Here is a 12,226-nt window from a genome sequence, read left to right as displayed (position 1 = left end):
GTTGTGATGGCACTCACGCGTCGATCACGACGTCCTCCAGCGGCTTCGAGCAGCACAGCAGGATCTTGTTCTGGGTGATCTCGCGCGGCCGGATGCCTCCGTTGTGCTGCATGTCGACGGAGCCGGAGAGCAGGGTCGCCTTGCACGTGCCGCACATGCCCTGGGCGCACGAGGCCGGCAGGCTGAGGCCGGCCCGGGAGGCGGCGGCGAGGAGCGAGGTGTCGGGGTCGCAGTCGAGGGTGCGCCCGCTGCGGGTGAACTCGACCTTGAAGCCGGCATCCGTCGCGGTGACCGGTGAGGCCTCGGCCCGCGTGGCCGGTGTCTCGAAGGTGAAGCTCTCCTCGTGGTAGCGGTCCATGTCGAGGCCCGCTTCCGCCAGCAGGTGCCGTACGGCGGCCATGTAGGGGGCGGGACCGCAGGTGAAGACCTCCCGCTCCCGGAAGTCCGGCGCGACCTGCCGGAGCGTCTCGATCGTGAGACGGCCGCGGTATCCGCCCCAGGGGGCGTACGGGCGGTCCTCCTCGCAGATGTGGACCACCCGGATGTTGGGCGCGGTCGCGGCGATGAGGTCGAGTTCGTGGCGGAAGACGATGTCCGCCGGGGTGCGCGCGCTGTGCACGAACACCACGTCGGCGGGGTCGGCCAGGTCGTACAGCGTCCTGGTCATCGACATCGACGGCGTCACCCCGACGCCCCCGGACAGGAACAGGTACTTGGGCGCCGGATGCCGGGCCGTGCTGAACTCGCCGAGCGGTCCGTGCGCCCGCACGGTGTCGCCGGGGCGCAGCCGGTCGTGCAGCCAGTTCGACACGAGCCCGCCCGGGATGCGCTTCACCGTGATCGAGAGCAGGAACGGGCGGGTGGGCGACGAGGAGATGGTGTAGCAGCGCTGGACCGGCCGGCCGTCGATGTCGAGGGTCAGCGTCAGGAACTGGCCCGGGTCGTGCCGGAACAGCCGGGGTTCGGCGTACTCGAAGACGAACGTGGTGACGTCGTGTGTGAGCGGGTGCACCTGACGGCAGACGAGCAGCTCTTCGGTCTCGCTCATGGCCGGAGCTCCAGGTGTGCCTTGAGCCTGGTCACGTACCAGTTGACGAACGCCTCGACCTGCTCCTCCGTCGGGCCGTACGGCCCCGGTAGATAGGCCGGGCTGCTGATGCCCCGGTGGGCGCGGGCCACGAGCACCGCGTCCTGGTCGTTGGTCGCCTTCCACACCTTGGTCATCGTGTCGAGGTCGTAGTCGATCCCCTCCACGGCGTCGGCGTGCACGAGCCAGGTGGTTCGGACGAGGGTGCGGTCCGGGCCCAGCGGGATCGTGGAGAACGTGATCGCGTGGTCGGCCATGAAGTGGAACCAGGAGTTGGGCTGGAGGTGCATGGACAGCCGGCCCAGTCGGGCCGTGGGGAAGTCCGCCAGCAGACGTGTGCACGCGGCCGTGCCGTCCGGGGTGTAGGACTCCCCGGCCAGGTCGAGGGGTTCGCGCTGGATGCGGAAACCGGTGGGGCGGGTGTCGAGTTCCTCGATCTCGGCGTAGGGCAGGCCCAGCGAGTCGTAGGTTCTCCGGGCCTCGGCGTCGGCCCGCTGGAAGCGTTCGTAGGCGGGGCGCAGGGCGGGCGGGATGTCCTGCTCCCGGTAGCCGTAGATGGGGAAGTAGCAGGCCTGGAGTTCGGGGTGGCCCACGCAGTGGTAGCACTCCCGGTTGTTCTCCATGGTCAGCTTCCAGTTGCCGTTCTCGACCAGGTCGATCTGCGTGGCGACCTTCGCCTTGGCCAGGTTGTGCGGGGCGAGGTACGGCTCGATGCGGGCGGCGACCTCGTCGAAGTCGGTGGGCGGTTCGTCGGCCAGGCAGATGAAGACCAGCCCGGCCACCGTGCGCGCGTGCACGGCGCGCAGCCCGAAGCAGGACGGGTCGAAGCCGGGCGCCTGGGACTCGGCGTGCAGGAGTCCGCCGTCCACGCCGTACGTCCAACGGTGGTACCCGCACACGATGTTGCCCACCGAGCCGCGCTCCTCGTCGAGGACGCGCGCGCCGCGGTGGCGGCAGACGTTGTGGAAGGCCCGGACGTCCTCGTCGTCGTCGCGCACGACGATGACCGAGTACGACCCGATGCCGACCGTCACGTAGTCGCCGGGCTCGGGAAGCTCCGCCTCGGCGGCCACGAACAGCCAACTCCGGGCGAAGACGGCCTCGATGTCGAGGTCGAAGAACTCCTCGCCGACGTAGAACGGGGCTTCGAGGCTCTGACCGGCGGTACGTCGGGCCACGAGGTCGCCGACGTCGGTGGTCGCTTGCTTCATCTCATCTCTCCGGTGCGACTGGGGAGTTGACGTGCGGACGGGGTGGCGCTCAGTCCGGCAGACACAGCCGCAGCCCGTCGTAGACCGCGGCGTGGACGGTGCGGGCGGCCACGGCGTCGCCGATGCGGAACAACTGGTAGCGGCCGGCCTCGTTGCGGACCACCGACTGCTCCTCGTACGCCAGCAGGGCGCGGTGGTCGACCTCGCCGAGGTTGGTCGAGCCGGGGAGGAGTTCGACGTACAACTCGTCGTTCGGGAGAGTCCCGTGCTCCACGATCACGTGGTCCACGGTCCGCTCGGTCTCCGTTTCGGTGTACTCGCTGTACAGGGTCGCGGTGAGCCGCCCGTCCCCGGACCGGCGTACGGAGCGCAGCCGCCGGGCGAGTGTGGTGGTGACGTCGTGTCTCGCGAACGCCCGTAGATAGGCGGGGGAGTTCATGCTGCCGACGTCGGGGGCGAGGGTGCGTTCCGGGGTGACGTACTCGATCCGGACGCCGGGCGACGCGGTGAGGACCTCCACGGCGTCCATCGCCGGATAGCCGCCGTGGTCGTCGTAGACCAGGATCTCGCCGCGCGGGCGGCGCAGCGAGCCCGTCATCACGTCCCAGGTGTCGGAGACCAGGTCCTTGCCCGCGCTGAGGAAGCCGCGGTCGGGGAGGCCGCCGGTGGCGACGATCACGAGGTCGGGGCGTTCGGCGAGGACGTCGGCGGCCTCGGCGTACGTGCCCAGACGCAGGTCGACGCCGAGGTGTCTGCACTCGGCGAGGCGCCAGTCGACGATCTGGATCAGGTCGGCCCGGCGCGGGTTCGACGCGGCGAGCCTGAGCTGCCCGCCGGGCCGGTCGCCCGCCTCGAACAGGACGACGTCATGGCCGCGTTCGCCGAGCACGCGCGCCGCCTCCAGGCCGGCCGGGCCCCCGCCGACCACAACCGCCCTTCTGCGGCGGCCGATTGTGGCGGTGATGAGGTGCGGTACGTGGAGTTCGCGGCCGACGGCGGGATTGTGGATGCACTTGGTGTCGCCGGAGTCGTAGATCGCGTCGAGGCAGTAACTCGCCCCGACGCAGGGCCGGATGCGGTCCTCCTGGCCGGCCGTCACCTTGGCGACGAGGTGCGGGTCGGCGATCTGCGCGCGGGTCATGCCGACCAGGTCGAGCAGTCCCTCGCGCAGGGCGTGCCGCGCGGTGGCGACGTCGGCGATGCGGGCCGCGTGCAGCACGGGGACGGAGAGGCGTCGTCTTATCTCGCCGGTGAAGTCCAGGTACGGCCCGAGGGGGGTGCCGATGGACGGGATGGCCTTCGCCAGGGACGCGTCGCTCTCGATGGAGCCGTGGATGACGCTGAGGAAGTCGATGCCGTCGGCGGCGTACCGCTCGGCGGCGGTGAGCGCTTCCTCGAAGGCGAGACCGGGGAGGCCGCCGGGGTGCGCCTCGTCGAGCGACATCCGGATGCCGACGACGAAGTCCGGGCCGACGGCCTCGCGGACGGCCCGGATCACCCGGCGCGGAAACGCCATGCGGTTCTCCAGGCCGCCGCCCCACTCGTCGTCGCGGTGGTTGGTCGCGGGGGACAGGAAACTGTCCAACAGGTGGCCGTACGCCTCCAGTTCGATGCCGTCGAGGCCGCCCTCCCTGCAACGGACCGCCGCCGCCGCGTAGTCGGCGACGATCCGGTCCAGGTCCCAGGACTCGGCGGCCTTCGGGAAGGCGCGGTGCGCGGGTTCGCGCAGCGCCGAGGCGGACACCACCGGCAGCCAGTCGCCGGTGAAGTTGCTGGTACGGCGGCCCAGATGGGTGACCTGGCACATCACCGCGGCCCCGGCCTCGTGCACGTCGTCGGCGAGCCGGCGCAGCCACGGCACGATGTCGTCGCGGTACAGGAGCAGGTTGCCGAACGCCGGCGGGCTGTCGGGCGAGACGACCGCCGAGCCGCCGATCATCGTGAGGCCGACCCCGCCCCGCGCCTTCTCCACGTGGTAGGCCCGGTAGCGGTCCTTGGGCAGGCCGTCCTCGCCGAACGCCGGTTCGTGGGAGGTGCTGACCACCCGGTTGCGCAGGGTGAGGTGCTTGAGCCGGAAGGGCTGGAGCAGGGGATCCAGGACACGTGCGGGCACGGCGGCGGGTGAGGGCACAGCAGCTCCTCAGGAGAGCTCCGAGCGGACCGTTTCGCTATGCGAAACAGCTCCGCGATACGGAACAAATGGTGGAGCTGGGAATCCCCACCCGTCAAGAGCCCGCCGTGTTAACTCGCCGTGCGCGCGGCGCTCATCCGCGTTTCACGTGCCCCCGGCGCCAGGAGATCTTCGCGGCGGCGGCCAGCACCTGCTCCGCGAGACCGGGAACGGTGTCCTCGTTGATGCGGTAGGTCGGCCCGGACAGGGTCACGGCCGCGATGACGCCGCCGTCCAGCGCGCGGACCGGGGCGGCGATCACGGCCAGCCCGATCTCGTGCTCCTCGCTGGTGGTCGCGTAGCCCCGCTCGCGGATCGTCTTCAGCGCCGCCGCGAGGGGCGCCGGGTCGACGATCGTGTGCGGTGTGTACTTCTCCACCCCGCGCGCGAGGATCTCCGCGACCTGGCCGGGGGGCATGTGCGCCATGAAGAGCTTGCCCGCGCCGGTGGCGTGCATCGGGGTGCGCCTGCCGACCCAGTCGATGCTCGTGATCGCCGCCGCGCCGATCGCCTGGTCGATGCTGATCACGTCGTGCCCGTCGTGGATCGCCACGTTCACGGTGTCACCGACGGCCGCGGCCAGTTCCTGGCAGACGGCGCGGCTCAGCAGGGAGAGGTCGTTCACCTTGCTCGCCCCGGCCGCGAGTTCGACCATCGTGTACCCGATGCGGTACCGCCCGCGCTCGGTGTCCTGCTCGACCAGCCCCCGTGACTCCAGCGTCGCCAGCAGCCGGAACACGGTCGACTTGTGGACGCCCAGCTCCTCGGCGATCTCGGTGACGCCGCTGGGGCCCCGGGTGGCCAGCACCTGGAGGATCGACACGGCCCGGTCGACGGACTGCACCGAGTGATCGCGCGGGCGGCTTCCGTTGCTGGTCATGGCGGAAGGGTAATCGAGCGGGAGGGGCCGTCCGCGAGCCCGGTGAGCCGCTGCCCGAAGCGATGGTGAGGCCGTCTCCCGGCCCGCCGGTCAGGCTGTCTTCCAGAGGGTCAGCTCGGTGACGTAGTCGCGGGCCTCGATGCCGGACGCGTCCTTCTGGACGACGACATCCTTGATCTTGAGCATCGCCAGGTTCTTCTCGTCGGTGACGGTGCACAGCAGCGTGCCCCTGGTCAGCTCCTTGCCCTGGTCGGCATCGGCGAGTTGGGAGGGCAGCGCGTTCGCCGCCGCGCCCTCGGCGCACTGCTCGGGGGTGGGACCCGCGCTCTTTCCCGTGGTCGTCACGAGGTTCAGGGTGTGGGCGGTGCCCCACTCCGCGTACTGCAGCTCGGCCCCGGTCGTCGAACTGGAGGCGTGGGTGTCGATCCGCGGCGAGTCCAGGTCGACGTTGGTGTACGAGCTGCGGCCCGTCGTGAACTGGGCGCGCAGGGTGAGCGGCTTGTCCTTGAAGACCGCGGTGTAGCCGCCGGCCGTCGAACTCGTGGAGGGGGACGCGGTGGTGCCGGTGGGCGCCGACGAACTTGTCTGCCCGGTGCCGCCCTTCGCGCCGGTGTCCTTGTCGTCGTCACGGGTGAGGACCCAGGCCGCCGCCGCTACGACCACCACGGCCAGCGCCGCGGCGCCGACCGCCAGCGGGGTCCGGCCGCGGGCCGGTGCCGTGGCGGAGGGCGGTGCCCCGGGCGGGAACGAGGGCGCCGGGCCGGACACAGGCTGCGGCGGGCGGGTCGGGGCGTGCTGCGTCGGCTGGTCGGACCCCGGTGTGTGGGTGGGCGTATATCCGCCGGGCGAAGGGGAGTTGGGCGGCACGGCACCGCGGGACCCGCCGCCGGGCGGCACGGTCGTCGCGCCCGCCGCTCCTGCGGAGTCGCTCGAACCCGCAGCCGGGTCGGCCTCGGCAGGGGCACCCGCGAGATCCGCTCCACCCTCCCATGCCCCCTGCTCACGCGCGAGTTGCTCCTGCCGAGCGATGTCCGCCGCGACGGCCACCGGCAGCCAGCCGGTGAAGTCCCGCAACGGCCGCTCGGCCAACTCCTCGCACAGGGCGGCCAGTTCGGAGGGCGCGGGGCGGGCGGCCGGGTCGGCGGCCAGCGTGCGTTCCAGGACCGCGCGCAGCGGCTCGGGGTACGATGTCAGGTCCGGCGGGCGCAACTCGGTGTTGGCGATCTTCGTGGCCAGCGTGATCGCCCCGGCGTCCCCGTACGGATGGCGGCCGGTCGCGGCCACGGCGGCGATCAGGCCGAGGGAGAAGACGTCGGCGGCCGGGGTCTGCTCCTGGCCGTTCGCGTGCTCCGGTGACATGAACTGCGGGGTGCCGATCAGCCCGCCGCTGCGGGTGAGCTGGGTGGCGTCGGCGGCCCGCGCGATGCCGAAGTCGATGATCCAGGGGCCGTCGGAGCCGATGAGGATGTTGCTCGGCTTCAGGTCCCGGTGGATCACACCGGCCTTGTGCACGGCGTGCAGGGCTTCCGCCGCGCAGCCCGTCAGCTGGAGCACCGCGGGCAGCGGGAGCGGCCCGTGCAGGGCGAGGACCCGGTCCAGGGCGAGGCCGGGGACGTAGACGGTGGCGAGCCAGGGCTGTGGGCCGGTGGTGTCGTGGTCGACGACCGGGACGATGTGGTAGCCCTGCACCCGGCGGGCGGAGGTCGCCTCCTGCTCGAAGCGGCGGCGGAACTCCTCGTCCTGGGCGTACTCCCGGCGAATCACCTTCAGGGCGACCGGCTGGTTGCCGCGCGTGCGCGAGAGGTAGACGGACCCCATGCCGCCCTCGCCGATCCGGGCGAGCAGCCGGTAACCTGCCACGTCCCGCGGGTCGTCGGGGCCCAGAGGTCCCAAGTGGCCACCGTTTTCAGCACTGTTCAAGATGTACAGCCCCCCTCGCCAGGCGAGTGATCGTACCGGCGCAAGCCGGTCATCGGGAAGTATCCGAGGAGGTCGGGGAAAAGCGGCGAAGGTCCGGGAGAATCAAGGCAGTTGACAGGTCCTGTCGGACTGGGAGGCGTGTGTGGAACAGCATCTGGTCCCCTCGGCGGAGGGCGCCGACTACCTGGTGGAACTCTCCAATGTCGTACGCCAGACCTCCATCGGCCCCCGGGGGCCGCGCTCCCTGCACCGACTGGCGCTCGTTCTGCGGGCGTTGACGGAACTCACCGGGGACCCGGACGTCTCCGTCTACCTGGTCGCCGACACCAGTCTGCTGGGCGGGCACCGGGAGTTCGGCGATCCGGCCGAGGTGCGCAGGCTGCGCCGGTGGGTCGCGGACGGGCTGGTCGAGGAGGTCGACGACGCCGACGAACGCGTCCTGGACCTGGCCCGGATGACCGGTACCCGGGTCGTCACCGGAGACCAGTACGTCGACCATCGCGTCGAACACCCGTGGATCCAGGGGAACACCTGGCAGTTCCTCAGACCGGAACCCCGCCCCGACGGCTCGGTCGCCGTCGTCCCCATGGACATGGGCGTGCGCACGGAGGCCGAGATCTCCTACCGCATGGAACTCGCGGCCCTCAAGAAGCAGGGCCTGCTCGGCCCGGCCCGCACCCCGCTGACCGAGGTCATCATGCGCAACTGGCGCTGCCCGGAACCCCGTTGCACGCTCTACGACGTCCACCGGGGCGACCGTGTCCTGCTGCCCCGGATGCGGCGCGGGGTCCCCACCTGCGAGGTGCACGGCAGCCCGCTGACCGACCAGGGGCGAAGGCCCGCCGCGGCACAGCTCAAGGTGGTCATCGACCGTACCTGCGTGGCCCGTTACACCCTCGACGAGGGTTCCGAGGTGCATGTCGGGCGGCTGCCGGGACCGGCGGGCATCGCCCTGCACAGCCTGCTCTCGCCGGAGATCGCCGCGCAGGTCAGCCGTCGGCATGTGGCGGTCTCCGCGCGCGGCGGGACGGTCCTGGTCCGTGACGTCAGCACGTACGGGACCCGGATGCGCAGCGCCGGCCGCAGGGGCGTGTCCGGGCCGTGGGAGACGCTGCCGCCGGAGAGCGAGCGGTCCTTCCGCCCCGGTGACGAGGTCGAACTCGCCCCCGGTGTCGTCCTCACCCGCAGCGGCCGGCGCTTCCCCGCCGAACTCGCCGACGCCTGGCGCACGGAGGCCGACGGGATCGCCGTACCGCCGACCGCGGCGGCGCCCACCCGACGGGTCTGACCGCAAAGGGAGTCGGCGGTGCGATCCCCGACCGCACCGCCGACTCCCCGTCCGTCAGCCGACGATGCGGTGGGTCGTCCAGAAGGACGTCAGGTCCGTGGTCGTCGCGGCCTGGGCGGCCGCCTTGAACTCGGCCGTGGTCGAGACGCCGTACCAGTGTGAAGTGGCGTAGTCCTTCAGGAGTTTGGCCATCACCGTGTCGCCGAGGGTGCGGCGCAGGTCGTGCAGGGCGCACTTGCCGTAGCCGTAGACGACGGTGGAGTAGCGGGACGAGTGGGCGTCCCAGTAGGCCATCGAGTTGGTGATGTTCTCCGCCGAGGAGGCCCAGGAGACGTTGTTCCAGCAGTTGGTGCCGGTCAGGCCCTGCGCGAGGTCGGTGGCGTAGTCGGTGAACGCCTCGTCCAGCCAGGGGCTGTTGTACTCGTCGTCGCCGACGATGCCGTAGAACCACTGGTGGCCGATCTCATGGGTGAGGGCCGTGGTGCTGACGAGGTCGAGGACGAAGCCGGGGTACTCCATGCCGCCGAACCAGAAGTTGTTGTCGATGACGGCGTCCAACTCGCCGTACGGGTAGGCACCGAAGCGTCCCGCGTGGGCGTCGACCGCGGACTTGGCGGTGGTGAGCATCGACTGGGCGTTGGACGAGCTGATGCCCGACACCGAGTAGATGTTGATCGGGGTGCCGGCCGTCGACGTACCCGAGATCTTCGTGAACGGGCCTGCCGCCCACGCGAAGTCACGGACCTTGGCCGCGGTGGCCGTCGTCACCGTACGGCCGCTGGTGCCGGGGGTGTCGACCGAGGTGCCGGTGGCCGGGACCAGCAGGGTAGTCGGGTGGTCCAGGGTGACCTTGAAGTCGGCGGCCAGGGAGTAGAAGGACTCGCCGTTGTTCGTGTACGGGTCCAGGTGCCAGCCCGAGCCGTCCTTGATCGCGAGGACCGGCAGCGCGTTGCCGATCATGCTGAACGCGCCGTCGTAGCCGAACCGGTCCGCGCCGCTCGGGACGGTGATCCCCAAGTCGAAGCCGATCGTGGTCGATTGACCCTGCGCGAGCGGGGTCGGGAGCGCGATCTGGAGGGCCGTGCAGGCGACCGAGAGGGCGCCCGCGGTGCCGCCGGTGACGTTGGTGACGGTGATGGGCGGCGCGGAGCAGGTGCCGTGGTAGTTGTCCCACAGCCGCAGGTACACCTCGGTGAGCGGGGTGGCCGAGGCGTTGGTGAAGGTCGTGCTCTCGTGGCCGGTCCAGACCGTGCCGGCGGTGTTGCTGCTCAGACTCACGGTGTACGCCGGTGCGGCCGGCGTGCGCGTCGAGTCGGCGGGCGGGGCGGTGTCGCCCGAGGTGTTCAGCGCGATGTCGTCGAGGACGAAGCTCGTCTGCAGGCTGGAGTCCTCGGTGCCGCTGAAGGCGAGGCTCACGGTCTGGCCCGCGAACGACGACACGTCGAACGACTTCTGGACGTACCCGGTGGCCTTGTTGAGGTTCGAGTACGTCGCCAGCGTCGTGCTGCCGATCTTCGCCGTGAGCTTGTCGTACGCGGTCGACGAGGTCGTCTCGGCGGTGTCGATGTGCAGCCAGAAGGTGAGCGTGGCGCTGCTGCACCCGGACGGGATCGTGACGCTCTGGCTCAGGCTGTCGGTGTGGGTGCCGCCGGTGCCGTCCAGCCAGGCGAAGCTGGTGCCGCCGTGGGCGCTCTGCCCGGTGCGGCTGGTGATGACGCTGGTCGAGGACTGCGTCCAGGACGAAGTGCCGCTCTCGAAGCCGCCGTTGGCGACCACCTGCGCCGGGGCGCAGGCGGCGGCGAGCGGGGCGGCCGACGGCGCGGCGGCGGCCGGGGTGACGGGGAGCGAAAGCGCGGCCACCGCGGCGACGGCGAAGACGCCGGCGGCGAGGGCCTTGTGGGGGGTCGATCTCACACGGAACTCCTTATACGGCGGCCGGGATTCCGGCCTGCTCGGTGGCCGCCGGGCCGGACTGGGTGTTCCGGTGGGCGGCCGTGGGAACGCGCGTAGCGCTTGCGTGATCGCGGGGGAAGCTTCGCAGATTTGACCGGTCCATGCCATAAGGAGGGGGAAGTGTGTGCGTGGCGTGGAAGAAGGGGTGAGTGAGGGGCGGAGCGGGGCATGTGCACGTCGGCGTTGCACGGGCCATGCCTCGATTTGGCCTCCGGTTGGCCGAATGTACGCCTTCGGTTGCTTCCATCGAACGATGGACCACATCACGTTCCTCGTGGCGGTCGTCATCGTCACGGCCTTGGCCTTCGACTTCACCAACGGATTCCACGACACCGCCAACGCGATGGCGACGTCCATCGCCACCGGGGCGCTGAAGCCCAAAACGGCGGTTCTGATCAGTGGGGCCCTCAACCTCGTCGGCGCCTTCCTGTCCACGGAGGTCGCCAAGACGATCTCCGGCGGCATCGTCGACGACACCCTGGTCACACCCGGGATGATCTTCGCGGGGCTCGTCGGGGCGATCCTCTGGAACCTCCTGACCTGGCTGCTGGGACTGCCGTCCAGCTCCTCGCACGCCCTGTTCGGCGGCCTGATCGGCGCCGTCTGGGTCGGCGCGGGCGCCGACGGCGTCCACTTCGACAAGGTCGTGGAGAAGATCCTGATCCCCGCGGTGGCCTCCCCGCTCGTGGCCGGGATCGCCGCGCTCCTCGCCACCTACCTCGCCTACAAGATCACCGCCCGGGCCCGCAAGGACTCGGTCACCAAGGGCTTCCGGCTCGGCCAGATCGCCTCGGCCTCCCTGGTCTCCCTCGCGCACGGCACGAACGACGCCCAGAAGACGATGGGCGTCATCACCCTGACCCTGATCTCGGTGGGCGCGCTCGGCCACGACGCCGGTCCGCCGGTGTGGGTCATCACCGCGGCGGGACTCGCCATCGGCCTGGGCACCTACATCGGCGGCTGGCGCATCATCCGCACGATGGGCAAGGGCCTCACCGACATCCAGTCCCCGCAGGGCTTCGCGGCCGAGGCCGCCTCCACGACCGTCATCCTCACCTCCGCCCACCTCGGCTTCGCGCTGTCCACCACGCAGGTCTGCTCCGGCGGCATCCTCGGCGCCGGTCTGGGCAGGCGCCTGGCCGAGGTGCGCTGGGGCACGGCCGGCCGCATGGTCATCGCCTGGCTGGTCACCCTCCCGGCGGCCGCCTTCGTCGGCGGTCTGTCCGCGACCGTCGTCAAGCACGGCGGCAACCTCGGTACGGCGCTGATCGCGCTGATCGCCGCCGCCGTGGCCGGATTCATCGTGATCGCCTCGCGTCGCAACCCCGTGCACGCGGACAACGTGAACGAGACCCACGAGGTCACCATCCGCAGCGAGGCGTCCTCGGACGTCCGTACGGCCGCCTGAGTCAAGGGAGTTGAGCGATGAGTCTGGACTGGAGCGCCCTCGGCGAGGTCGCCGCGGTGAGCATCGGAGTCACCGTCGGCGTGGTCGTCGTCTTCGCGCTGGGCATCCTGGGCGTCGCCCAGGTGGAGGCCGCGCGCGAACAGGACGGCGGCACACACGCCCTCGGTCTGACACAGGCGGGGTTGTGCTTTCTCGCGTGTGCGGCTGTCGTGGCATACGGCATCTATCTGATCGTGCCGCAGTTCCACTGAGTACGGCGGATCACCACCGATCACCTCTGAGCCACTGAACCCCCTTGAGAGGAGGCCG

At 70.9% G+C, this 12,226-nt stretch carries 9 protein-coding genes; 3 read left to right on the top strand and 6 right to left on the bottom strand.

The annotated features are described in order from the left end of the window. Positions 1–13: 13 nt before the first annotated feature. The 5 genes from OG226_RS11045 to OG226_RS11025 all read right to left on the bottom strand — a co-directional run bounded on the left by OG226_RS11045 (position 14) and on the right by OG226_RS11025 (position 7,208). Complete coding sequence (locus tag OG226_RS11045) at positions 14–1,048, bottom strand: 2Fe-2S iron-sulfur cluster-binding protein (protein ID WP_328676811.1); 1,035 nt, start codon at positions 1,046–1,048, stop codon at positions 14–16. Continuing rightward, a complete protein-coding gene (locus tag OG226_RS11040) occupies positions 1,045–2,298 on the bottom strand; it encodes an aromatic ring-hydroxylating oxygenase subunit alpha (RefSeq protein WP_328676806.1) in 1,254 nt (417 codons plus the stop codon). Before OG226_RS11040 ends, OG226_RS11045 begins: the two co-directional genes overlap by 4 nt. A 49-nt stretch (positions 2,299–2,347) precedes the next feature. Beyond that, the gene (locus tag OG226_RS11035; protein WP_329348747.1) at positions 2,348–4,429 is read right to left on the bottom strand and encodes an oxidoreductase; all 2,082 of its coding nucleotides are present in this window, start codon (positions 4,427–4,429) and stop codon (positions 2,348–2,350) included. Between the two features lie 133 nt (positions 4,430–4,562). Beyond that, the gene (locus OG226_RS11030; protein ID WP_329348746.1) at positions 4,563–5,348 is read right to left on the bottom strand and encodes an IclR family transcriptional regulator; all 786 of its coding nucleotides are present in this window, start codon (positions 5,346–5,348) and stop codon (positions 4,563–4,565) included. Between the two features lie 90 nt (positions 5,349–5,438). Then, positions 5,439–7,208 (bottom strand): protein kinase domain-containing protein, encoded by a 1,770-nt coding sequence (locus OG226_RS11025; RefSeq protein ID WP_443066989.1) that lies wholly within the window; start codon positions 7,206–7,208, stop codon positions 5,439–5,441. Positions 7,209–7,410: 202 nt separating this feature from the next. Here OG226_RS11025 and OG226_RS11020 point away from each other — a divergent pair, with 202 nt between their 5' ends. Then, positions 7,411–8,556, top strand: a complete 1,146-nt coding sequence (locus tag OG226_RS11020) for an FHA domain-containing protein (protein ID WP_328676795.1) — start codon at positions 7,411–7,413, stop codon at positions 8,554–8,556. Between the two features lie 54 nt (positions 8,557–8,610). Here the strand turns inward: OG226_RS11020 and OG226_RS11015 are convergent, their stop codons facing one another. Beyond that, entirely contained in the window at positions 8,611–10,470 is a 1,860-nt protein-coding gene (locus OG226_RS11015) for a M1 family aminopeptidase (protein WP_328676794.1), read from the bottom strand. A gap of 292 nt (positions 10,471–10,762) precedes the next feature. Between OG226_RS11015 and OG226_RS11010 the strand changes: the two genes are divergently transcribed. Next, positions 10,763–11,917: an inorganic phosphate transporter gene (locus tag OG226_RS11010; RefSeq protein WP_329348744.1), complete on the top strand. Its 1,155-nt coding sequence runs from the start codon at positions 10,763–10,765 to the stop codon at positions 11,915–11,917. A 17-nt stretch (positions 11,918–11,934) separates the two neighbouring features. Continuing rightward, positions 11,935–12,168, top strand: a complete 234-nt coding sequence (locus OG226_RS11005; protein WP_328676790.1) for a hypothetical protein — start codon at positions 11,935–11,937, stop codon at positions 12,166–12,168. Positions 12,169–12,226 lie beyond the last annotated feature (58 nt).

Source organism: Streptomyces sp. NBC_01261, assembly GCF_036226385.1.
Taxonomy (GTDB): Bacteria; Actinomycetota; Actinomycetes; order Streptomycetales; family Streptomycetaceae; genus Streptomyces.
This window is presented reverse-complemented; position numbering and strand designations above follow the sequence as displayed.